The sequence below is a fragment of the Streptosporangium jomthongense genome (assembly GCF_042650425.1).
In the GTDB taxonomy this organism is placed as follows: domain Bacteria; phylum Actinomycetota; class Actinomycetes; order Streptosporangiales; family Streptosporangiaceae; genus Streptosporangium.
The window spans coordinates 776,242-799,787 of sequence record NZ_JBHSBC010000032.1; the positions used below are offsets into that span (position 1 = coordinate 776,242).

The 23,546-nt window shown below is 71.8% G+C and carries 13 protein-coding genes; 6 read left to right on the forward strand and 7 right to left on the reverse strand.

Features of this window, described 5'->3' with window-relative positions; translation table 11 throughout:
* Nucleotides 1-35: 35 nt before the first annotated feature.
* Nucleotides 36-518, reverse strand: coding sequence for a DUF2690 domain-containing protein (locus ACFOYY_RS29095; protein WP_386194089.1), 483 nt, complete (start codon nt 516-518; stop codon nt 36-38).
* 483 nt (nt 519-1,001) lie between these two features.
* Here ACFOYY_RS29095 and ACFOYY_RS29100 point away from each other — a divergent pair, with 483 nt between their 5' ends.
* Nucleotides 1,002-1,250, forward strand: coding sequence for a hypothetical protein (locus tag ACFOYY_RS29100; RefSeq protein WP_386193838.1), 249 nt, complete (start codon nt 1,002-1,004; stop codon nt 1,248-1,250).
* A 49-nt stretch (nt 1,251-1,299) separates the two neighbouring features.
* Nucleotides 1,300-2,211, forward strand: coding sequence for a helix-turn-helix domain-containing protein (locus ACFOYY_RS29105; RefSeq protein WP_386193841.1), 912 nt, complete (start codon nt 1,300-1,302; stop codon nt 2,209-2,211).
* A gap of 576 nt (nt 2,212-2,787) precedes the next feature.
* On the opposite strand, the gene ACFOYY_RS29110 is transcribed toward ACFOYY_RS29105, so the two are convergent.
* Entirely contained in the window at nt 2,788-4,353 is a 1,566-nt protein-coding gene (locus ACFOYY_RS29110) for a succinic semialdehyde dehydrogenase (RefSeq protein WP_386193844.1), read from the reverse strand.
* Between the two features lie 85 nt (nt 4,354-4,438).
* On the opposite strand from ACFOYY_RS29110, the gene ACFOYY_RS29115 reads away from it, so the two are divergent.
* Both ACFOYY_RS29115 and ACFOYY_RS29120 read left to right on the forward strand, forming a co-directional pair.
* The gene (locus tag ACFOYY_RS29115; protein ID WP_386193847.1) at nt 4,439-6,511 is read left to right on the forward strand and encodes a beta-propeller domain-containing protein; all 2,073 of its coding nucleotides are present in this window, start codon (nt 4,439-4,441) and stop codon (nt 6,509-6,511) included.
* Between the two features lie 321 nt (nt 6,512-6,832).
* The gene (locus tag ACFOYY_RS29120; protein ID WP_386193850.1) at nt 6,833-9,757 is read left to right on the forward strand and encodes a M36 family metallopeptidase; all 2,925 of its coding nucleotides are present in this window, start codon (nt 6,833-6,835) and stop codon (nt 9,755-9,757) included.
* 87 nt (nt 9,758-9,844) lie between these two features.
* Here the strand turns inward: ACFOYY_RS29120 and ACFOYY_RS29125 are convergent, their stop codons facing one another.
* The 5 genes from ACFOYY_RS29125 to ACFOYY_RS29145 form a co-directional block, all read right to left on the reverse strand.
* Nucleotides 9,845-10,354 carry an NUDIX hydrolase gene (locus tag ACFOYY_RS29125; protein ID WP_352010151.1) on the reverse strand — a complete coding sequence of 170 codons (510 nt, stop codon included), beginning with the start codon at nt 10,352-10,354 and terminating at the stop codon, nt 9,845-9,847.
* Between the two features lie 64 nt (nt 10,355-10,418).
* Nucleotides 10,419-14,060, reverse strand: a complete 3,642-nt coding sequence (locus tag ACFOYY_RS29130; RefSeq protein ID WP_386193854.1) for a bifunctional glycosyltransferase/CDP-glycerol:glycerophosphate glycerophosphotransferase — start codon at nt 14,058-14,060, stop codon at nt 10,419-10,421.
* Nucleotides 14,061-14,136: 76 nt separating this feature from the next.
* Nucleotides 14,137-15,855: a glycosyltransferase family 2 protein gene (locus ACFOYY_RS29135; RefSeq protein WP_386193857.1), complete on the reverse strand. Its 1,719-nt coding sequence runs from the start codon at nt 15,853-15,855 to the stop codon at nt 14,137-14,139.
* A gap of 18 nt (nt 15,856-15,873) precedes the next feature.
* Entirely contained in the window at nt 15,874-18,012 is a 2,139-nt protein-coding gene (locus ACFOYY_RS29140; RefSeq protein WP_386193860.1) for a glycosyltransferase, read from the reverse strand.
* Complete coding sequence (locus ACFOYY_RS29145; RefSeq protein WP_352015506.1) at nt 18,009-18,998, reverse strand: class I SAM-dependent methyltransferase; 990 nt, start codon at nt 18,996-18,998, stop codon at nt 18,009-18,011. The genes ACFOYY_RS29140 and ACFOYY_RS29145 overlap by 4 nt, the downstream gene beginning before the upstream one ends.
* 537 nt (nt 18,999-19,535) lie before the next feature.
* On the opposite strand from ACFOYY_RS29145, the gene ACFOYY_RS29150 reads away from it, so the two are divergent.
* Nucleotides 19,536-21,221: a trypsin-like peptidase domain-containing protein gene (locus ACFOYY_RS29150; protein WP_386193864.1), complete on the forward strand. Its 1,686-nt coding sequence runs from the start codon at nt 19,536-19,538 to the stop codon at nt 21,219-21,221.
* Nucleotides 21,218-23,518, forward strand: a complete 2,301-nt coding sequence (locus tag ACFOYY_RS29155; protein ID WP_386193867.1) for a serine/threonine-protein kinase — start codon at nt 21,218-21,220, stop codon at nt 23,516-23,518. Before ACFOYY_RS29150 ends, ACFOYY_RS29155 begins: the two co-directional genes overlap by 4 nt.
* The last annotated feature ends 28 nt before the right edge of the window (nt 23,519-23,546 follow it).

Sequence of the window (23,546 nt, forward strand, 5' to 3'; positions counted from 1 at the left end):
TACGAATGTCGACGACCGGCTGCATCCTTATCCGGTCAGCCGGACACCTCGGCCCAGGCCGGACCGGCTCCGTTCCCCCAGCAGCACGCGCCGTATGCGGTCGCGGTGACGTTGCGGGCGTAGAGCTGATCGGAAAAGGCGAGAGTGCTGCCGTATACGGTGTACAGATCAGTACAGGTGTTGAAGCCGTCCCGACAGAGGTGAACCTGTACGGACGCCGCACCGTCGAAGACTCTGACTTTCGACCAGTTCGTTCCGCAATGCGGCGAATACCGCAGTTCGACGACGGCGTTCTCCTGGACGGTGGGCGTCCCGCCCTCGGTGTGGTGCCAGAGGTAGGCCTGCGACACCGTGAACGCGTCCTTGCCGCACCCGGACACCTCCGGGTCGGTGTTGTCGCACGTCGCCTCCGAAGGGTTGGCGTAGCAGGCGGCATCGCTTCCGGCCGCGCGCCGTCCCGAGGGGTCGTCCAACGCGAACGCCGGCCCGGAGGCCATGGCCACCGACCCCGCCAGCATCACTCCGAACAGTTTGAGTGCGAGTGAGACACCTCGCCGTGACATGAGCCGCTCCTTTCGAAAGCACCATCCGCTCGACGGTGGTGTCGGGCTTCGGGTGCGTCGATCAGATCGTGGTGTTCCACGCGGTTGTCGCCCAGCGTGTGGATGTCGCTAGACAACGTGGAGACAACGCGATGGACGGCCGAGCGCGATTGTGGAGATCCACTCGTTTGCCGCCCAGGGCCTGTCTGACAATTCGGAACGGCGGCGCCAGAGCATGACGGATGCCAGGGTGACGCCCGCGAGGTGGCGGTCGGCGAGCCTGTCGAAGCGCGTGGCGATGACTCACCACCGCTTGAGCTTGGCGAAACACCGTTCCACGAGGTCGAGGACGGCCACCCCGGCTGCCCTTGCGCTTGCGATTGGCGATCTGGTCTCTTCGCTCGGGAATGACCGCCTGGATGCCGCGCCGTCGCAGGCGCAAGCGGGCCTCTTGGAGGAGTGGCCCTTGTCGCCCGGCAGGCGATCGGGGCGGGTGCGGGGCAGGCCGGTGCGGCGGCGCATCCGGAAGGCGGCCATGACCGCGTCGAAGGCGGTGCGGTCCGCGATGTCGCCGCCGGTCAGGTGCGGGGTGAGTGGTACGCCTCGGGATTCGGTGATCAAGTGGAGTTCGGTGTCAGTTCACCCCATCGCACCACAAACGACCGTCCAGCCGTATCCGCCATGATCATCTATTGGACATTCGCCTAGCATGTGTGATCATCGAGACAACATGTAGACAACGAGGAGAGCTCTGCGGATGGCTCGTCCTGAGAAGCCCTTGGACCCTGAAGCGGGGCCCCTGCAGGCTTTCGCCTTCGACCTGCGGAGACTGAGGGAGAAGGCCGGCAGCCCGTCCTACCGCAAGCTCGCCGAACACGCCCATTACTCGGCCGCCGCACTCGCCCGTGCCGCAGCCGGGAACGCGCTCCCCACTCTGGACCTGACCCTTGCCTATGTGACGGCCTGCGGCGGCGATGTCGAGGAATGGCAACAGCGCTGGCACGCCATCGAGAATCAGCAAAGACCTCCGGCCACCGCCGAACACATCTCACCCCCCTCCCCGACAACACCGTCTCCCAAAGAGACGCCTCCCGAGGAGACACCGCCACCGGCCGAAGAGACGCCGCAGCGACCAGCGGGACGTGGAAGACGGTCCTGGCTGATGACGCTGGGCGCCGCCACCCTCCTCACCGTCGGCACGGCCGTCGCACTGGTCGTCTGGCCGGACGGTCCCCCCTCCATGAGCTGGGCCGACGCGTCCAACGTTCTGCCGCCCCCCGACAAACTCGGCCAAGCCCAGGTTGACGGCGCCGACCCCAAGCGAGTGGGCTGCCCGGATGCGGTGACGGCGGTCGGCCAGGAGGTGTGGCTCGGCTCGGTGGCTTACGGCACCCTGGAGCTCAGATACTCACAGAAGTGCGTCTCGGCCTGGGCTCGGCTGAACCCCTACGGTTCTCTGATCAACAACTCGTCGCAGGGCATCCGGATCCGGCTGGAGACGTTCCGTCCGGACGACAGCACCGCCAGCCGTGTCGACGAGGCTTTCCTCAGGGATCAGCACTGGGCGGGAATGCTCCGCACCGACAAGGGATGCGTGAAGGCCCGTGGACAGATCACCATCGATGCGAACGCCTCTGAGGTAGTGGAGACCATCTGCGTGAAGCGGTGACACACGGGCAGCGCGGGCACGTTCGGGGCTCAGCCGGCCGCCGCGGCCGGGCTCCTGCTCAGCGTTGACGCCGCCTACTGATCGGGAAATGTGGGCGTGATCCGAGGACGGGTGCCTGCTATAGGCCGTTTGTCCAGGTGGCAGCCTGGAAGCATGAGATCTCCGATAGAAGCGGAGGACCGTCCGCGCGAGAACGGGGCCGGCGCGAGGCGCTGCGGTTCCAGGCCGCGGACTTGTTCGCCGGAAAGATCCCGCCACCGCGGGTGGCCCGACCGCTGAACGTCACCCGCACATCCGCCTACGAGTGACACGCACTGTGGAAGCGGGGCGGCGAGAACGCGTTGACCTCCAAAGGCGCCACCGGGACCGGGTGCGAACGCACCGACGACCAAAGGCGCCCTCGCGCGCGGCCGAGACGATCGGCGCTGGACGAGCGCGTCGCCCCGCTGATCGCCGAGGGGGTGCCTTCGCGACCGGGCGGCATCGGGACGGCCTGCCGTACGCGCCGGTGTATCGGCGACGGTCCGGCTCGTGCCGATGCTGAGCGGATCGACCAGGTGTGGGCGGGACGGTGCTCTACTTGAGGTGGAACCTCTTCATGGTCTTCAGGAGGCTCGTCAGGGTGTCGGCGTATTTGTCGTAGGTCATCCCGAGGATGGGTTCGAAGCCGAGCCAGGAGGCCTGACTGGCTATGGTCTGCGCCTCGGTGAACTTCAGCAGGCCCTCGGAGCCGTGACGACGACCCAGGCCGGAGGACTTCATGCCGCCCATGGGCGCGTCGTAGGAGGCGTAGGCGGAGCCGTACCCCTCGTTGAGGTTGACCGTCCCTGCCTTGACCCGGGCGGCGAGGGCACGGCCCCGGGCCAGGTTCCCGGTCCAGATCGAGGCGTTGAGGCCGTAGGCGGTGTCGTTGGCCCGCTCGACCGCCTCCTCCTCGTCGCCGACGCGGTAGACGGAGACGACGGGGCCGAAGGTCTCGTCACGGCACAGCGCCATGCCGTCCTCGACGCCGGTCAGAATCGTGGGCTCGTAGAACAGCGGGCCGAGGTCGGGGCGCGCCTTTCCTCCGGCGAGGACCTTGGCTCCCTTGGCGACGGCGTCGTCCACGTGGGCGCTGACGGCGTCGAGCTGGCGGCGGGAGGTGAGCGAGCCCATCTGCACGGCCCAGTCGAGGCCGGAGCCGAGCTTCATGTTCCTGGTCTGGCGGACGAACCGGTCGACGAAGGCGTCGTACACGGCGTCGTGGACGTAGAGCCGTTCGATGGAGATGCACAGCTGCCCGGCGTTGGTGAAGCAGGCGCGCAGCGCACCCTGGGCGGCCACGTCGAGGTCGGCGTCGTCGAGCACGATCATCGGGTTCTTGCCGCCGAGTTCGAGGGAGCAGCCGACCAGCCGGGAGGCGGCGGCCTCGGCGATCTTTCTGCCGCCCCGGGTCGAGCCGGTGAACGCCACGTAGTCGGCCTCGGCGATCAGCGGGTCGCCGACCTCGTCAGGCTCGCCGAGGACGACCTGCCAGATGTCGCGGGGCATCCCGAGGGAGACGAGCAGGTCGATCGTCCACAGCGTGGACAGGGCGGTCTGGGTGTCGGGCTTGTGGACCACGGCGTTGCCCGCGAGCAGGGCGGGGACGAGGTCGGTCACCCCGAGGGACAGGGGGTAGTTCCACGGGGAGATCAGCGCCACGACGCCCTTGGGGTGACGGGTCTCGGTCACCTTGGTCGCCATGGGGAAGATGCCCGCCCTGCGCCGGGGGGCGAGGAGGGCGGGCGCGCGCCGTACGTAGTGGAGCGTGCAGCCCGCGACGTCGAGCACCTCCTCGAAGGCGTGCCTGCGGGCCTTGCCGGTCTCCCACTGGACCACGTCGAGGATCTCCTCGCGCCGGTCGAGGATGGCGTCGTGCAGCAGCAGGAACGGCCTGGCCCGCTCGTGCACCGGCAGCGCGGCCCACTCCCGCTGGGCCGCGCGGGCCTTGGCGTACGCGGCGCGGACGTCCTGCGCGGTCGAGACGGGCATGTCCGCGAGGGGTTCCTCGGTGAACGGCGCGACGATCGTCCGTTTCCCTCCATCGGAGGTCACCTGCTGAACGACGCGTGCGATCATCGCCGGGTCGAGGGTCCGGTTCACACCGACAGTGACAGCCATGTTCGAAGAGTATTCCGGGTGACCGCCGCTGACTACCGGGCGGTAATGGCATGAACCGGACGCGATGACGATCCGTGTAGGGGGCATGAGGACATCCATTCGTACGGCGGGCGCCGTCACTCTCGCCGCCGCGCTGTTCACCACGGGGTGCAGCGGTTCGACGGGGTCGGCGGACGGGGAGAGCCGTACGGCACCGGTCGTGGAGCTGGGGAAGGTCAAACTGGTCTCCTACAGCGGCTGCGACGACATGCTGGCCGGGCTGCGGGCCGCGGCGGCCAAGCAGGTCGGTCCGTGGGGGTTCGGGGGGCCGCAGATCATGTACGCCCGTTCCGACGTCGCCGAGGCCAAGGCCATCGGGTCGGGGCAGGACCAGGCGAACCAGGAGCACTCGACCACGAACACCCACGAGGCCGGGGTCGACGAACCCGACATGGTCAAGACCGACGGCAACCGGGTGATCACGGTGAACCGCGGGGTGCTGCGGGTGATCGACGCCGCGACCAAGAAGATCACCGGAACGCTCAAGCTGGTCAGCCCCGAGCAGTCGTGGGCCCCGGCCGACCTGCTGGTCAGCGGGGACAGGGCGCTGGTGCTCTTCTCCGGCGGCGGGATCATCCCCTACGGCGCCGTGGCCAAGCAGGCGCCGAGCCCGGGACCGCGTTACGTGCTCGTCGACCTGTCCGGGGAGCCGAAGGTCATCGGCTCGCTGACCCCGAACGGCTCGCACGTGGACGCCAGGATGATCGGCTCGACGGTGCGGATCGTGGTCCGCAGCCAGCCCGACATCCCCTTCCCCGACCTGGGCCCCAAGCTCTCCGAGCAGGAGAGGACCCTGAAGAACAGGGCGACCGTCAACGGCGCGCCGATCACGGCGTGGCTGCCGACGTTCGAGACGGCCGACGCCAAGGGCGTCTCCGTCAAGAAGTCGGTCGGCTGCGAGCGGGTCAGCCACCCCGACGACTACACCGGCACCTCGCTGCTGACCGTGCACACCCTCGACCTGTCCCAGGGGCTCGCCGACACCGCGCCGATCAGCGTCGCCGCCGACGGCGACACGGTGTACGGCACCGGCACCAGCCTGTACGTGGCCAGCAACCCGCGCTGGTGGTGGTGGCCGAGGCCGATCGACGACGTCGTCCCGATGGAGGACGCTCCGACCGGCACCCCGGCCGAGAGCGGCTCCGCGCAGGCTCCGCAGGTCGAGCCGACGCAGGAGGACCCGTCGGCTCCCCCGGTCGATCCGTCGGCCGACCCGACTCCCACCCCTGAGGAGACGCCGAAGCAGCCACCGGAGGAGACCGAGATCCACCGGTTCGACATCAGCGCGCCGGGAGCGCCCCGTTACGTCGCCTCGGGGAAGGTGTCGGGACGGCTGATCAACCAGTACGCCATGTCGGAGTACCAGGGGCACCTGCGGGTCGCGACGACCACGAACTCCACCGTCTTCCGCTCCGCCGAGAACAGTTCGAGCACCGTCCACGTCCTGAAGGACGACACGCTGGCCAAGGTCGGCGAGGTCGGCGGCCTGGGCGACGGCGAGCGGATCTACTCGGTCAGGTTCATCGGCCCGGTCGGCTACGTGGTCACCTTCAAGCAGGTCGACCCGCTCTACACGCTCGACCTGAGCGACCCGGCCAACCCGAGGAAGACCGGCGAGCTGAAGATCACCGGTTACTCCGCCTACCTGCACCCCGCCGGTGACGGACGGCTGATCGGCATCGGCCAGGAGGCGAACACCGAGGGCCGTACGCTCGGCACCCAGGTCTCGCTCTTCGACGTGAGCGACCCGGCCAACCCGCGCCGTCTGTCGCAGATGTTCCAGAAGGACTCCGGCTCGGAGGCCGAGTGGGACCCGCACGCCTTCCTGTACTGGGCGAAGACGGGCATGGCGGTGCTGCCGCTGAACACCTGGGACGGTACGGCGAACACCACCGGCTCCGCGCTGGTCCTCAAGATCGACGACTCCGCCGTCACCAGGACGGGGACCGTCGTCCACCCCAAGCCGAAGCCCGTGAAGAAGGGTGAGCCGATCCTGTTCGACCCGACCGTCCGCCGCGCGGTCGTCATCGGCGACGGCCTGTGGACGTTCTCCGAGCAGGGCGTGAAGGTCAACGCCATGGACGGCCTCGCCGAGCGGTCCTGGATCCCGTTCGACTGACGGTACGGCGGCACGCCCCGGCCTTCCCCCGGGGCGTGCCGGCTTCCCCACGACGTTCTGGTCTTCTTGGACCCCTCGACTCGCGGCCTGGGGTGTGCCGTCACGGTCCCGGGGCCTTGCCCGCTTTCACAGCCCGCTGGGACTCTCTTTCACCGCCCGTCGGGACGTGCTTTCACGGCTCCGCTGGGACGTGCTTTTACACGGACATATCCCCCTTTACAAGATCTTGTCAGGCTACTTCGGGGGGTGTTACCTCTTGCGCAACGCACGTGACCCACGTGCCGCATGGCCAACGACGGCCAACTCTGCGCAGGAGGATCGGTGTCGACCAAACCCTGGTTACGCATCACCGTCATAGCCGCCGCGACAGCGGCGCTCGCACTTCCCCTCCCGGGACTCGCCCAGGAAAAGCCCGGCGGGCAGGCCCAGGGAACGCATGACTTCCAGGCCGAGGAGCGCGAGAAGCCCGACCTGGACAACCGCAGGGGCACCGTGGCCCCGCCCGCCTCGCTGGCCAAGGCCGCAGGGGCGACGATCCGCTGGAACTCCCTGGGCACCCCGGCCGTCGTCACCGGCGCGCTGGACACGGCCGCGGGGGTCGTACCGCTCGCCGAGGGTCTCGGCGCCGACCCCGAGCAGGCCGCCCGCGCCTACCTCAAGGCCAACGAACCGCTCTTCGGCCTGTCCGCCGAGGAGGTGGACGCCCTGGAGAAGGTCGCGGTCAACCCCATCGGGGACGGCCACGCCGTACTGCTCCGGCAGCGGTTCGGTGGCCTGCCCGCCGGTGTGGACGGGCAGGTCGCGGTCGGCGTGGTGGACGGCAAGGTCCTGCACGTCACCTCGACCCTGGCCCGTTCGAGCGCGGCGCCGCCCGCCGCGAGGATCACCGAGCAGCGGGCGCTTGAGGTCGCCGCCGCCGACGGTGCGATCGACCTGGCCACCGCGAGCGTGAAGAAGGTCACCCTCGTCGCGGTGCCCGCCCCCGACGGCACGCACAGCGCCTTCCAGGTCACCCTGATCGGTGGCGGCCAGGGTGAGGCCGCCGCCTACACCACCCACGTGGACGCGGTCAGCGGCGAGATCCTCACCCGCGAGAACCTGGTCGACCACGCCTTCCAGCCGGACGACCCGCGCTGGAAGGGCTTCACCGCCAACCCTCCGGCCGACTACTCCTCGACCGACAACCGGGTGACCTGGTGTCTCAGGCCGGGACGCGGCTGTGACCTGGCGCCCGTCGGCGACGCCGCGACCGGCAAGGCCTGGGACGTGGACCACGCCACGGGCACGCCGAGCGGCACCAGCGTCGGCAACTCCGCCAAGACCTTCGAGAACCGTGCCAGCAACGATCCCTACACCGTCGGCACCCGCAGCAACGTGGCCACGCCCTCCCGCGAGTACGCCTACCCGTGGACCAACACGTGGTACAAGGCCAAGTGCGACCCGGCGACCTTCGACCGGCCCGGCGAGGCCGACCTCGAAGCGGCCATCGCGAACCTGCACGTCATGCACAACCGGATGCACGACTGGTCCTACAAGCTCGGTTTCACCGAGACCGCGTGGAACATGCAGAGCGACAACGGCGACCGCGGCGGCCTCGGCGGCGACCCCGAGCAGGGCAACGCCCAGGCGGGTGCCAGGGACCTCACCGTCCGCGACAACGCCAACCAGATCACCGGCCCCGACGGGCTCGCGCCGATCACCAACATGTACCTCTGGCAGCCCATCGCGGGTTCGTTCTACGCGCCGTGCGTGGACGGCGACTACGACATGTCGGTGATCGGGCACGAGTACACCCACGCCATCTCCGGCCGCATGGTCGGCGGCCCTGACGCCGGGTGGAGCGGCGCCCAGGCGGGTGCCATGAACGAGAGCACCTCCGACCTGTTCGCCATGGAGTACCTCTTCGAGAACGGCTTCCGCCCCGCGGGCGACACGCCGTACGTCACGGGTGGCTACGTCACCGGCGACAAGAAGGCCGGAATCCGCAACTACGACATGTCGAAGTCACCGCTCAACTACAGCGACATCGCCTACGACCTGGTCGGACAGCAGGTGCACGCCGACGGTGAGATCTGGACCGCCACCCAGTACGACGTGCGCCAGGCCTTCGTCGACAAGTACGGCAAGGGCGTCCCGGCCCAGCAGCGGGCCTGCGCCGACGGCGTCCTGTCCGTCAACCACTGCCCGGGCAACCGGCGCTGGGCGCAGGTCTCCTTCGACGCGCTGCTGCTGATGGCCTCCGGGTCGGTCAGCTACGTCGACCACCGTGACGCGCTGCTGGCGGCCGACGCCATCCGCTTCGGCGGCAGGGACAAGGACATCATGTGGCGGGCCTTCGCCGAGCACGGCCTCGGCAAGGGCGCGGCGAGCAACGGCCCCGGCGACCCCGACCCGACGCCCAGCTTCGTCGACCCCGAGGGCAAAAACGGCAAGGTACGGCTCGGCCCGCTCGTCGGCGCCGGGGACGCCAAGCTGCGCCTGTACGTCGGCGACTACGAGGGCCGCGCCGTACCGGTGGCCGACACCGACCCGGCGACCCCGCTCGGCGACACCGCGGAGCTGACCCCCGGCACCTACGGCTTCCTCGTGGTCGGTGAGGGCTTCGGCCACACCCGCCTCAAGCTGACCGTACGGCCCGGCAGGACGCTGGCCGTGCCGTCGGTCCTGGGGCGCAACCACGCCTCCGCCGCCCTGGGCGCGACGGCCTCGGGCGACGGCGTGAACCAGGCCAAGCTGATCGACGAGACCGAGGCGACCGACTGGGCCTCGCTCACCGGGCCGGTCAAGGGCAGGTCGGTGACCGTGGACCTGGCCGGGACCACGCCGGTCACGATCCGCAGGGTCCAGGTCAGCTCCCTGCTGCGGCCCAACGTCAACGACCCCGCCGACCCCGGCGGCCAGAACCGCTTCAGCGCCCTGCGCGCCTTCGAGGTGCTGGCCTGCGACGCGACCAGGAAGGACTGCTCCTCCCCCGCGTCGTACTCGGTCGTCTACACCAGCCCCGCCGACGCCTTCCAGACCCGTCTGCCGCGCCCCCGCGCCTCGGACCTGATCATCAAGTCCTTCCGCATCCCCGCGACCACCGCGACCCACCTGACCCTGCGGGCCGTCTCGTCCCAGTGCACCGGCAACCCGCTCTACGCCGGTGAGCAGGACAACGACCCCAACTCCTCGACCGACTGCGCCACCGCCAGCCCCCTGCGGGACCAGCTCAGGGCCGCCGAGTTCCAGGCCTTCTCCCGCTAGACCGTCCTGTCCGACGGAGCCGGGAAGGGCGGCTCCGGCCCCTGACCTTCCGACGCGCCGCTGAAAGCCCTCGAACCTCGGGGGCTTTCAGCCCGTTCGGACGCCGGTTGGCCGGTAGACGGTGGTCTGCCGCTCGCGGGCGGCGAGCGCCGCGGGGATCCGGGCCGCCGTGGCGGAGGACAGCATCGTGACGGCCCTGTCCACGGGCACGAAGGCGTGGTCGTCGAGCTCGGCGGTCTGCAGGCGGATGGGGGTGTCCCTCAGCGTTCCGCCGTCGAACAACAGGTGAACGAGGGGACGCGTGCGATACCCGTACGGCGGCGCCCAGTCCACGGTCAGGAGCCGGCCGAGCCGGATGGAGATCCCGAGTTCCTCGCCGAGTTCGCGGACACAGGCGTCCTCCGGGGCCTCGCCCTCCTCTGCCATCCCCCCGGGGACCAGCCAGTAGGGCTGGTAGTTGGGCTTGACCAGCAGGACATGCCCGTTCTCGTCGGTGATGAGGGCACCGGCGGCGACGTGCACGGTGGCGAGCCCGGCGTAGTAGATCTCCGGCTCGACCCAGGTGGACGACGCGGCCGGGACTGTGGGATCGGTCATCGGGTGATTTTTCCCTTCTCCTGCCGACTCTTCACATCGCCGGGAGCCCACCCGTTCCGAGCCGTCACGAGGGGCGTTCGTGGATGGCCTTTCGGGTTTGGCGGGGGATGTCGATCTCCGGGCGGTGGCCGAAGAGGTTGTCCACGAGTCTGGCGGCGGCCGCGCCGTCGGCCGGGGGCCGGAGGTCCGTCACGAAGGCGCGGTAGCGCTCGCCGTACTCGGCCCGCACCCCGTCGAGGTCGCGTACGGCCGCCGCCACCTCCCGCGTCGTGCGCAGCAACGGCCCGGGGGCCAGGGACTCCAGGTCGAAGGAGAAGCCGCGTACCTCGTCCCGGTAGTGCTCGAAGTCGTAGGTGTACAGCAGGATGGGCCGTCCGGTGATCGCGAAGTCGAACATCGCCGAGGAGTAGTCGGTGACGAGCACGTCGGCGACCAGGTAGAGGTCCCGGATGTCGGGATAGGCCGTGACGTCCAGGACGAACCCCGTCCCGGCCCGGGGAATCCGGTCGAAGGTGTTGGGGTGCCTGCGCACCATGACCACGTGGTCGTCGCCGAGGGCGCGCCACAGACGGTACAGGTCGAGACGCAGGTCGAAACGGGAACGGCCCTTGCCGTGGTACCTGTCGTCGCGCCAGGTCGGCGCGTACAGCACGACCTTCTTGCCCTCCGGCAGGCCGAGCCGTTCCCTGACGGCCGCGGCGGCACCAAGGGCGGCAGGACCAGAGGCCGTGGGACCACAGGCACCGGAGGCCACGAGCCCGGATACCGCGGAGCCGGAGGCCCCGGGGCCGGGGGGTGTCATGGGTTCCGGAGGCGCCACCAGGCCGAGGGGTGCCCCGGGATCGAGCGCCACGGAGCCGGGGACAGCGGAGCCGGGGCGGGCCAGGGCGTCGTCGCGGGGACTGCCGGTCTCCAGCATCTCCCCCTCGAAGCGGAAGGCCTCACGCAGGACCCGGGTGCTCCACGGTCCCTGCGTGACCAGGTGGGTCCACCGCCCGACCTCCCTGGTCAGCCGTTCCATGTGGATCGGCGCGGCCAGCGGTCCCCTGTCGATGCCGAAGCCGACCCGTTTGGGGGTGGCCCCGGGCCAGGTCTGCACGACCACCTGTCCCGGTCTTCGCCGGAACCACCTGGGCAGTGAGCCGTCGGTGACGACGTACCTGCAGGTCGCCAGCGCCTCGAAGTGCTCGCGGGACGAGGTCGCGACCTGCGTGACCGTCTCCGGCAGCGTCACCTGACGGTCCCTGACGTGCCAGAGGAACTCAAGGGCGGTCCCCCGGCGCCGCAGTTCCTCGTAGATCGCCCTGGGGTCGCCGCAGAAGCCCCGGCCCGCGCGGCTGTCGAAGAGGACGGCCTCACGCAGCGGCTCCTCCTCCCGCAGCCGGACGTGGAACCGGTCGCGCAGCACCCTTCTGTCCCTGACGCCCTGTCCCTCGCCGCGCAGGTCGCCGCCCACGGTGAGGGTGGGCACGCCGTCCCCACCGGTGTCGAAGGTCACCTCGCGCCACGCCCCGGTGTGGGTGACCGGCCCGCCGAGACGTGACAGGAGCCGCCGTTCACGTCCTCCCGCCCGTACGGCCAGGCCGTACGCCCCGGCGGGCAGGGGAAGCCGTCCGGCGAGGGTGGCGACCTCGCCCGGGGTGATCGTGACGGTGAAGCGCCCGCAGGACACGCGCAGCGGGAAGGTGTGCTCGTCGAAGCGGCTGCGTGAGGTCACGACCAGGTGGGCGGGTTCCGTCCCGGCGGCGGTCCCGGTCAGTTCCAGGTCGCCGTCCCGCGTCCACTCGGCCCGCAGGACATGGTAGGCGTGGGCGTGCGCACGCAGGACGAGGGCCCCGGAGAGGGAGGGGCCCACGGTGAGGTCGCGGCCCGCGTGGCTGTGGCGGCTCCCGGCCACGGGGTCGGCGGCGACGGAGCCCGCGCCCGCCCCCTCGACCTCGATCCGCCACTCGGCCGGCACGTCGAGGAGCGTGGCCTCCGGGTTCGAGGCGGGCAGCGCGGGCAGCCGGGAGGTCAGCAGTTCGCCCAGTTCGACCATGGACAGGAAGCGTTCACCCATGACGTCGACGGGGAAGCGGTGCACGGCCCCGCCTCCGGCGTGGGAGACCAGCAGCACGGGGTTGGGGCCCGGGTCGTCGGCGACGTGGCCGGCCAGCAGCAGCCGATCGTCGTCGAAGGAGCATCCGGTGACCACGAGCCGGTCGCGTTCGACGCGGACGCGGAACTCCCCCGACTCCGTCCAGTGGGGCCACAGCCGTACCCCCGAGCGTGGCTCGTGGTGGCCGATCGGCGTCTCGACCGGGCCGTGCCTGCGCAGCCGGTCCCGCCTGAGCATGCCGCGGTGCACGATCCACAGGTCGACGTGCCAGTCCGTCCCGGCGGCCAGTTCGTCCGCGTCGACGGAGAGGCTGAAGCCGCACCAGTCCTGTTCCTCGCGGGAGACCAGCGAGTCGGCGGGAAAGACGGAGACGGGGACCCTGACGCCACGGCCCGTGTCCCGCCTGACGAACCAGGCGAACACGTGCTGGTGCCTGCGTTCGCGCGGGCTGAGGTACCTCAGCGTCACCCGGCCGTGCACGTGGAGCCTGCCGGCCTCCCAGCGGACGTCGTCGATCCGCTGGCGGGGTTCGAGTTCGCCGCGCAGCCGGGTCACCCTGGAGGGAAGCGGCACGGGGGCGGCGAGGTGGTGACGGCCGCGGCGCCTGACGGCCTTGGCGTCCGGCGGGGCCGTACGCTCCCATTCGAGGAGTTCGATCAGTTCGGACATGCGGCGTTCGCGGACGAGGCGCCAGCGGGCCCGTTTCTGCGCGGGCAGCCGCGCGAAGACCTTCGGCCCCGCGTCGTCGAGATACTCGCGCGCCAGGTCGAGGAAGCGCCGCCGGAAGTCCTCCCCGCCCCGTTCCAGCGCGGGCAGGAAGACCGGCAGGTCGCCGTCGAGGACGGTCAGGTCCCAGGCGGGCACGTGCCTGGCGCGCCCGGTGGTGAGCAGGAAGTCCCGTACGGCGCGCACCGAGGCGAAGCGGTCCTCGACGCCCCTGACGTGCGCGCGGTCCTGGGTGATGGACAGGGAGTCACCGTCCCGCTCCCGCCACAGGTAGATCGGGCGGGCGAGCACGTCCACGGCCTCGGCGAGGAAGTGGGCGGGCAGGGCGACCGAGGTGTCCTCGTAGAGCACGCCCTCGGGGAAGCGCAGCCCGTGCTTCTCCCAGAACGAGCGCCGCCACAGCTTGTTGGTGACCAGCCGGTCCCGCAGCAGGATCTGCGCGCGGGTGACGTGGGTGCGGGCGAGACGTTCGGCGAAGGCGTCGCGGTGCATGTTCGACTGCCAGGCTCCCCTGCCGCTGAACCGGTGCACGTTGCCCGTGACGAGGTCGGAACCGCTCTCGGCGAGGGTGACCGCCATGGTCTCCAGCGCGTACGGCGGAAGCATGTCGTCGCTGTCGACGAAGGCGAACAGTTCCCCCGAGGCGGCCCGCAGTCCCGCGTTGCGCGCCGCGCCGAGCCCGGCGTTCGCCTGACGCACCAGCAGGAAGCGCCCGTCCCGTTCGGCGAACCGCGCGGCGATCTCCGCGCCCGCGTCGGGGGACCCGTCGTCGACCATGACGACCTCGATGTCCCGCCAGGTCTGGCAGGCGAGTGATTCCAGGCAGGCCGCGAGGTACGGCTCCACGTCGTAGATCGGAACGATCACACTCAGAGCTGGCATGGTGTGGACTCCCATGGCTGGAGTGGACGGGATCCGGCATTCCGGCCTGCCCGGTTGAATGTCGTCTGCCCGGTTCTCATCCCGGACGGCTCCCGCCACGGGAGCGGGAGTGCCTGCTACGGCGGATGCCCGCGACGGTCAGCGCCTTCCTGGCGGCCCTGCTGAGGAAGCGGTACAGCCCCCGGGCGGGGGTGCGGGCGAGTACGGCCCGCAGCCGGGTCCTCTTCCGCTTGCGCCGTTTCGCCTTGGCGGAGGTCTTGGCAGAAGCTTTGGCGGAGGCTTTGGCGGGCTTCTTCTCCTCGGCCCGTTCCATCGGCAGCAGGCCCCAGGTCTCCCCGTCGAGCCACTGCGTGCCGAAGGTGGCCTCGACGAGGTCCTCCAGTTCGGGACCGCCGCCCCGCTCGGCGAGCAGTCCGGCGCGGCCGAAGGCGGCGGTCCTTTCGAGCCTGGCGGCCACCACCCCGCCCGCTCCCGTGTCGCTCCGTTCGGCCAGCGCCAGGGAGACCAGCCCGTAGCCGTTGTCGTCGGCCAGCCGTACGAGACGGGTCAGGCAGTCGGCCGCGGGCACCCAGCCCGGGGGGCAGGCGAATCTGAAGGGGGCGGGGAAGGCGCTCTCCGCCACGCTCTCCACGAGTTCGACACGCCTCTCGTGCGTGTAGAGCTCGTGGACGAGCCGCAGGTCGACGGTCGGGTCGTCCAGGGGCGCGCGGCGCCCGTCCCGCAGGGCGGACCACGGCCCGGCGACGGCGATCCTGACGTCGGCGACCGAGCCGCGCAGGAACCCGTCGACCGTGGCGCGGACCTGCTCGTAGGAGGCGTCCCCCACCTCGACCACGACCTCGACGTACGGCACCGCCCACTGCCTGACCGGGGGTTTGCGCAGCCACCTGAAGGTCGGCACCCGGTTGGCCAGGAAGACCCAGTTGTGCCGTTTGACCTCCTGCTCCCTGCGCATCACCGTGGAGGCGCCCAGGTGGCGGCTGCGGGACTCCCGGTCGGCGACGAAGACGGCGCCGGCCTGCGCGAGGCGGTAGCCGAGTTCGGTGTCCTCGGCCAGGACCAGGGAGGTGTCCATCCCCCCGGCGCGGCGCAGCAGGGAGGCGGGCAGGGACGCGCTGGCGCCGACGTGCACCTTGAAGGCCTCGAAGCGCGCCTCCCGAAGCCCGGCGGTCCGCTCGATGTACTCGCTGGTCCAGGTGTCGGTGACGTTGCTCTCCGCACCCCCTGTGTCCCCCGCGTCCTCCGGGGAGGCGTCCTCGAAGAGTTTCTCCGTGGTGCCCGCGCTCACCGCGGCGTGCACCTCGGCCGGGGTGAGGCCCGGGTCCCAGGTCGCGACCATCTTGAACGTGCCGAGCACGGTGAGGTAGTCGGCCAGGTGGTGCCAGCGCATCTGCGCCTCGACCTGTTCGCGGAAGAGGACCATGTCGGCGTCGAGCCAGTGGATGACCTCGCCCTCGGCCACGTCGGCCCCGCTCTGGCAGGCCCAGGCGCGCCCCCACCCGCCGGGACGGCTGCGCACGAGGCGGGTGCGTTCCGGGACGATCTCGGGCAGCGGCAACGGAGGTTCGGCGCCGTCGTCCACGACGACGACCTCCATCAGGTGGCTCGGATAGCTCTGCGCGGCCAGGCTTGCCAGGGTCAGCGGCAGAGTACGGCTGCGGTGGACGGGGACGACGACGCTGACCGTACGGCTCGGCGTCCACGCTCCCAGCACGGGGGGTGTCACGACGCCGAAGTCGTTGAGCCGGATCAGCGGCTGCGCCCCCCGCACCGGACGGGCGCGCGAGTCGTGCATGTTCATGGGCCCCTTCATCTATGCCTTGTCGCGCTCTCCGGTCGTGGAGAGCGCTTCCGTTTCCATCAGGGGGTTGGCGTGGAATCCCCTCCACTGCCGCCTGAACGACCGCAGGAAGGCGTTGATCGGCTCCTGCCAGGTGTGGCCTGAGGCCTCCCGGCGCCGGAGGATGTAGTTGAGGCCGTGGGTGCGGTAGACCCTGCCTCCGGCCGCGGTGACCGACTGCAGCAGCTGGCCGTCCACCGTGCGCGGGATCGGGCGGAAGCCTCCGGCGTTGTCGAACGCCGCACGGGACAGCAGCATGGTTCCGCCGGCCACGACGCCGGTGTACAGCTCGGTGGCCATGTCACGGCGTACGGTGACGCCGATCCGTTCCAGGTAGACGAACTCGGGCGCGGACCCGACCAGGTCGGCGCCGGAGTACCGCTGGGCGAGCAGCAGGTCCGACAGGTGGCCGGGGCCGTACCAGTCGTCGTCGTCCATCTTCGTCAGCCAGGCGCCCGAGGCCCGCTCCGCGGCCTGGTTGAGCGCCTCTCCGAAGACCATGCGCGCGTCGGCCTCGATCACGGTGATCGTCCCCTTGTGGGCGGCGACGGCCGCCGTGACGTCCGGGTGGTCGGCCCGGAAGCCGTGCAGGGTCAGGACGACCTCGACCTCGGGGCCGCGTTGCCTGCCCGCCTGCCGCAGGGCGAAGCCCACCATGTCGGGGCGCCGCGTGCACAGCAGCACGGAGACCGTCCCCGGCCCGGGGACGCGCAGGCCTCGCGCGGCGGCGAGCGAGCGCCACCTGCCCTCGACGCCGTGCAGGTCGAGCGCGAGGCGCCGCAGCCTGACGCTGTACTGCTCGCGGTCCAGGGCGTCGGCCAGCCGGGAGACGCTGAAGCCGTCCAGCAGGTCGGCCAGTTCGGCGCCGAGCAGGTCGCGCCAGGCCCCGGTGGGGGTGGCGACGACGGGGACACCCGCGGCGGCCAGCCCGCAGACCGTACGGGCGAGGCCGAGGGCTTCGGCGGCACTCCCGGTGAGGCCCCCGGGATCCACTGTGGGATCCGCTGTGGGATCCGCTGTGAGGTCGACGGTGACGCCCGCGAGGCCGCGCAGCCGGGAGACGTCGGTGTCGGTGAGGGCGCCGGACGGCGGGACGCGCACCACGACGTCCCCGGCGGCGATCTCGTAGGCCCCCGAGCGTGCGGTCAGTTCGGCCACGGGTCCGTCCGCGGCGGGCAGGAACCCGATGGGGCAGACGGAGCGCTCGTCGATCGGCGCGAGCAGGTCGGGCGTGAGAGGGCCGAGGACCGTGGCGGGACCCGGCCCTCTCACGCCCGACCCGAAGCCCGGCCCGAAGCCCGGCTCAAGGCCCGACTCGAAGCCCGGGTCGAGGCCCGGGTCAGGACCAGGGTCGGAACCCAGGCCCGGTCCCAGGTCCGGGACGGGCGCGACGGGGCCGGGGACGAGGTTGGCCTGGGCGAGGAGCGCCGGGCGGGCGGGGACGAGCCGGGAGGCGGCACGGCGGGCGGGTTCCCGCCGGTCGATCGGGGCCGGCCCCTCCCCCAGCCAGTCCGGTGTCCCGGAGGAGGCGGCGCGGAGGCAGAGGTCTCCGCCCGAGGCGTCCCGCCGGGCGGGGACGGGGCCGGACAGGGGCGTGGGGGCGGCGTTGGGGTCGCCGGGACGCCAGTGGGCCGTCCCCGTCCCCGCCAGGGCGACCACCGGGCCGTGCAGCCTCTCGCGGGCCGTGCCGCCCAGCCCCCTGGTCACGGCGCGCAGCACCTCCCCCGCCGGTACGGCCCTGCCGAAGGTCACCTCGACGCGCCACGCCCAGGCGGGCGGCCGTCCGCCGCTCACGTGGACCTCGCGCAGCGCGCGCCAGAACGCGGCCCCGTCGGGGACGGGCACCGGAGCCACCCGCCACGGCGGCGTCTCGGCGACCATGACCGTCAGCGTCCGCACCCGCGGCAGCATCCCCCCGTACGGCACGGCCCTGCGCAGGTCGGCGGGGGTCCTGGCGAGCAGCAGGAACCTCTCGCTCTCCTCGGCGATCACATGGTCGGCGGGGACGGCGTCCAGGTCCGTCCAGGTCGCGTCCGTCCCGTCGCGCAGTCTCGCCAGCACGGCGGGGCTCTCCTCGAACCCGATGTGGCAGCCGAGCACCTCGCGGTTCACATGCCGCCCCTGACGAAGACGTCCAGGCCCTTCTCCGCCGGGTGCGTGGTGCGGGTCACCTCGGGGAAGCGCAGCACCCAGCGGTCGCTGACCACCTTGTCGTCCGCCCTGGCCGCGTCGTCGAGGAAGAACGCGACCTGCTCGGAGCAGCGGGGCAGCAGCAGCGGAAGCGCGGGGTAGCGCGCGGCGGGCCCGGTGGCGCCGGGTGGCCCGTCCACGAAGACGAGGCCGACGTCCTCGACGCCGACGAGCGCCTCCCGGTCGTACCACAGGTAGGTCTCCATCCCCTCCAGCCAGGGCAGCAGGGGCGCGTCACGGATCTCGACGACGTCGGAGAGGCCGTGGGCACGGACCAGGTCGCGGCTGGCCTCGGCGTAGCGCGGCTCGTGTTCGAGCGCGACGACCTTCGCCCCGGTGCGTTCGGCGACGTAGCCGAGCCACACGCTCGACGACCCGCTGCCGCACTCGACGATGGTCTTCGGCCTGGTCCTGAGGATCCACCCGGTCATCATCCGCAGCACGTCGGGGGAGGCGGCCCAGCCTCTGAGCGGAGGAAGCGGAGCGCGGGGGGTGATGAGCGACCGCAGGTCGGCGAAGGCCTCGAACTGCGTGTACGAGCGGCCGATCTCCCGTTCCAGGGAGCGGTGCTGCCCGCCGACCCGTTCGAAGCCGTCCTCGACCAGCTGGTCGGTCCTGGTGAGGGAGCGCAGGCACTCGGCGTGCCGTGCCTCGCCCTTCTTCTCAAGGGAGCCGACCCTGCGCCCGACGCGGTTCAGCTCCCCGCACATCCGGCCGACCTTGGCCTCACCCCGCCGCAGCGCGCGCGTCAGGGAGCGCCCGACGGCGAACGCCAGGCAGCCCGTCCCGGCTGCGAACCCGGCGGAAAGGGCGACCGGCAGGCGGGGGTCGAAGTCTCCCGCGCTGTAGGACAGCGCTGTGATCGCGATCACCACACCGGCGGCGACCCTGATTGTACGGCTGGGCATTCTTATCAACGGCATACGTACTTGGGCCTTTCGGGAAATTGCCCGCATGGATCGCATTCCAGCGCCACCGGCCATTCAACGGGCAACGTTGTGAAAATAACGTAGTGGCCTGTTCAAGACGGTGTTCCGTGCTTGGCCCGGCCTTTGCCGACCCCGTCCCAAGGGCTTGCGCGCCCCGAATACGGGACAGGAGAATTTCACCCGGCATCCGGGGGACCGCCTTCCGCGTGAAACACCCCACGATCCGCAGGACCATGGAGAACATCGCCCGCCCCGTCGGATGCGGGCCAACAAACCACCACAAGAAGGACGGCAGACCCCTCGTACGGCACCACACATATCGCCATATCCGGCCAGCCGATAAGAACGGCGGGAAATCACCCGGCAGCCTGACCCGCATTCCTTTACGAATTGCACACGGTGCATTACCGTCGCCCCAAAGCGAGACAGAGGCGGAGACCCCCGGTCGATCCGCCTTTCCGATCACCATTCGAGAGACGGGGGCCGACCCCCACCGGCCGCCTGGAGTTGATCAGAGTGCGCCCGACCGAAACCGCCGGTGTCCCCTTCCCCTGGCACGCGCGCATCAGGGACGCCGGAACCGGCCGGATTCTGGGCGCCGGCATGCTCGTCGGCACCCGGCACGTGCTGACCTGCGCCCACGTCGCCGGTGACGGGCAGGCCCCGCCGGAGACCGAGGTCGTCGTCGAGTTCACCACCCGCCCCGGGGCGACGACCACCGGCCGGGTCGAACCGGACCACTGGATCCCCGAGGGAAAGGCGGGCGAGGGCGACCTCGCCCTGCTCCGGCTGGCCGAGGACCAGCCGGAGGGCTGCGGCGCCTCCCTGCGCAGGCAGGCGACCCCGCTGGGGACCCAGGTCCACGCGCTCGGCTTCCCCCACGACCACCCCGACGGCCTGTGGGCCTCCATGCGGCTGGCGGGCAGTTGCGGCCCGCGTGGCGAGTGGGTGCAGCTCAACGACTGGCGTCCCGGCGAGCCCCGGCAGGGGTTCAGCGGCGCGGCCGTCCTCAACGAGCTCAACGAGCTCAACGACCACGTGATGGGCGTGGTCGTCGGCGGGCGCAGGGGCGGCCCGGCGAACCTCGCCTACATGATCCCGGTGGAGACCGTCGCGCGTTACCTGCCGCGGACCAGACGGTGGGTGCACGGGCCGGGCGCGGTCGATCCGGAGACGGCCGTCGACTACGACCCACTGGTCCCCGACGTCGCGCTCGCCCAGCGGATGACCGACTGGCTGCGCGCGCCGAGCGCCGTACGCGTGATCACCGGCGGCGGCCCGGGGCAGTCGCGGACGCTGCGCAGCGTCATCGTCTCCTCCGACCGGGAGCACCGCCCGCCCGACGGGGTGCTGGTCTCCGCGCCCCCGGGGACCGTCTCCCCCGCCGCCAGCCTCGACCTTGCCGTCGACGCCTCGGGGAAGACCGTGGAGGCGATCTCCCTGCGCATCCTCGACCGGCTCGGCATCCCCGGCCCGCCCGGCGCCGCGGCCGGGCGGGTGCGTGACGGTGTCCCGTCCATGACCATCGTCGTGTACGGCATCGACGAGGCCGACGACCCGGTCTCCCTCGTGGAGACCCTGCTGCGGCCGCTCGCCGAGCAGCGGTCCCGGCTGCTGCTGGTGTTCGGGCGTGACGCCTCCCCGGCCCTCGACCAGGCGCGCTCCCTTGAGTCGGAGGCGGCCCGCGCCGAGCGTGCGCACGTCCTGCGGCTTCTCGGCGAGCTGGCCGACCTGGTCGCCAAGCTCGGGGCCGCCGAGCGACGCGCCGTCGAGCACTGGCGGGAGGTCGCCCCGCGTGTCGCGGGCGTGCCCGACCCGCCCGACCTCGTCGCCGCGTTCCGGCTCCGCCTGCTGCGGCATCCGGACTCGGCGCCCGAGGAGCACTGGACCGCCCGCGAGCTCCAGGAACTCCTGCGCCGCGAGGGCCGCGCGGCGGCGCGGATCGAGGAGTACGGCCGGAGCCTGCGGGAGGCCCTGGGCCGCAGGGACGAGCTGCGCGGCCGGTTGGAGACCGGCAAGGCCCTGGCGGCGGGCGCGGGCCTGGCCGAGGACATCGAGCTCGGCCGCCTCTACGACGAGGCCCACGAACTGCTGTGGGACCGGCGGCCCTGCGACGTCGACCGGGCGGGCACCCTGGTCAGAAACTACGAGACGGCCGTCAGGCGCCTGCGCGCGACCGGCAGGGCGGGCGGGGGCGGATGACCCCCTGCGCGCGCCCCGGCTGCACGGGGGTCGTCGACGAGACCGGCTACTGCGACGTCCGGGGGCACAGGAACGATCCGCCGTCCGCCGAGGCCACCGGGGCCACCGGGGCCGCCGGCGTCATTGGGGCCGCTGAGGAACCGGCCAGGTCCCACGGCACCTCCGGTACGGTCCCGCTGCCCGTGCTTCCCGCGACCGACCCGCTCAGCCGTGTCGATCCCGCCCCCCGCCCGCCCGAGCACGGACGGCCCTGCGCGCGTCCCGGCTGCGCGGGGGTCGTCGGAGGCGGCTACCTCGGACAGCCGCCGCTCTTCGAGGGGGTCTGCTCGCTCTGCCGTACCCCGTACTCCTTCAGGCCGAAGCTGCTGCCCGGTGAGATGGTCGACCGCTACCGGGTGCTCGGCTGCCTGGCCCACGGCGGTCTCGGCTGGGTCTACCTCGCCTGGGACACCGGGCTGGAGCTGCACGTCGCGCTCAAGGGGCTGATCGGCGACGGCGACGAACACGCCAGGCGGGTGGCCGTACGGGAACGGCAGATCCTCACCGTCCTGCACCACCCCAACATCGTCCGCATCCTCAACTTCGTCACCCACCCCGACCCGCGCTCGAAAACCGAGACCGACTACATCGTCATGGAGTACGTGGACGGGCGGTCCCTGCACGAGGTCGCCGCCACCGGTGACCTGCCCGTCGAGCAGGTGATCTCCTACGGTCTGGGCATCCTGTCGGCCTTCGAGTACCTGCACGGCTTCGCCGACGCGGGCTCTGGGCGCCGTGGCCTGCTGTACTGCGACATGAAGCCCGACAACGTCCTGCACACCGGAGACCGGGTCAAGCTGATCGACCTCGGCGCGGCCCGCTGGATCGGCGACCGGACCTCCCCCCTCGTCCACACCCGCGACTTCCAGGTCTCCCAGGAGGAGATCGACGAGCACTGGCTGACCGTACGGTCCGACCTCCACACGGTCGGCCGCACCCTGGAGTCCCTGCTCCCCGGAGGCTGGCAGGCCGGGGACACCCCCGGCGCCGAGTCGTTCCTTCGGCTGCTGCGCCGCGCGACCGCCCCGTTCCCCGAGCGGTTCTCCTCGGCGGCGGAGATGGCCGAGCAACTGCGCGGTGTGCTGCGGGAGATCCTCTCCCTGCGTGACGGCCTTCCCCGTCCCGAGCCGTCCACGGTCTTCACCCCGACCGCCGCGCTGCTCGACGCCGGGCTCGGGGCGGTGCCGCCGCTCGACCACTGGATCGGGCCCGCGGGCCGTACGGCGTTGCTGGACCCCGGCAGGCCCGCGCCCTCCGTTGGCGCCGTCCGGCTGCCCACGCCCCGGGTGAACCCCGACGACCCCGAGGCGGGTCACCTGGCGAACGTGAGCGTCGACGACCCCCGGCGGCTCGTCGACACGCTCGGCGCCCTGCGGCGGGAGTCGGCCGAGGCGTACCTGCTCATGTGCCGGGCCCACCTCGAACTGGCCGAGATCGACGAGGCCGGGCGGTGCCTGGAGAGGGCCGGGACGGTCCTCGGCGAGGGCGCGCCGTACGACTGGCGGACGGCCTGGCACCACGGGCTCCTCGCCCTCGCCGAGGGGCGGGCCGACCTGGCGCTGGAGCGGTTCGACGCCGTCTACACGGCGTTGCCCGGGGAGGACGCGCCCAAGCTGGCCCTGGGCTTCTGCGCCGAGCACCTCGGGGAGCCGGACCGGGCCGCGCGGCACTACCGGGCGGTGTGGCACCGTGACCGCTCCCAGGTGAGCGCGGCCTTCGGGCTGGCCCGCATCCACCTGGCCGAGGGCGCCAGGGGCGAGGCCGTACGGATCCTCGACCAGGTGCCCCGCGTCTCGCGGCACTTCGACGCGGCCAGGATCGCCGCGGTGCGCATCCACGCGGGACGGCTGCCCGGCGGGCCGGGCGCGGGCGCGTGCCTGCCGACGGCCGCGGACCTGGGCGAGGTGATCGACCGGCTGCCCGACCTGTACCTGGACGGCGGCGACCGGGACGGCGACGCCCGCGCCCGGTTGCGGGCCGCGCTGCAGGAGGCGGCGCTTGAGTGGGTGCTGGAGGGCGGGGGACGGCGGGCCGTACCCGGCGCGACCGGAACCAGGCCCGGGAGCACGACCGGCGGCGGGACCGGGGTGTCCCGCGGGTACGGCCCCCCGGTCCTGGCCGACCCGGTCGGTGAGGCGGCCCAGCGCGCGCTCCTTGAGGAGTCCCTGCGCAGGCTCGCCCAGCAGGCGGACGACGCCCGGCGGCACAACGCGCTGATCGACCTCGCCAACACGGTCCGCCCGAGAACACGGCGGTGACCCGGCGATGATCCGGCGATGAGGAGGA

Coding starts and splice junctions, on each gene's coding strand:
- ACFOYY_RS29130 (WP_386193854.1), bottom strand. CDS start 14,060: ATGCCAGCTCTGAGTGTGATCGTTCCGATCTACGACGTGGAGCCGTAC.
- ACFOYY_RS29095 (WP_386194089.1), bottom strand. CDS start 518: ATGCTGGCGGGGTCGGTGGCCATGGCCTCCGGGCCGGCGTTCGCGTTG.
- ACFOYY_RS29105 (WP_386193841.1), top strand. CDS start 1,300: ATGGCTCGTCCTGAGAAGCCCTTGGACCCTGAAGCGGGGCCCCTGCAG.
- ACFOYY_RS29145 (WP_352015506.1), bottom strand. CDS start 18,998: ATGCCCAGCCGTACAATCAGGGTCGCCGCCGGTGTGGTGATCGCGATC.
- ACFOYY_RS29155 (WP_386193867.1), top strand. CDS start 21,218: ATGACCCCCTGCGCGCGCCCCGGCTGCACGGGGGTCGTCGACGAGACC.
- ACFOYY_RS29115 (WP_386193847.1), top strand. CDS start 4,439: ATGAGGACATCCATTCGTACGGCGGGCGCCGTCACTCTCGCCGCCGCG.
- ACFOYY_RS29125 (WP_352010151.1), bottom strand. CDS start 10,354: ATGACCGATCCCACAGTCCCGGCCGCGTCGTCCACCTGGGTCGAGCCG.
- ACFOYY_RS29135 (WP_386193857.1), bottom strand. CDS start 15,855: ATGCACGACTCGCGCGCCCGTCCGGTGCGGGGGGCGCAGCCGCTGATC.
- ACFOYY_RS29110 (WP_386193844.1), bottom strand. CDS start 4,353: ATGGCTGTCACTGTCGGTGTGAACCGGACCCTCGACCCGGCGATGATC.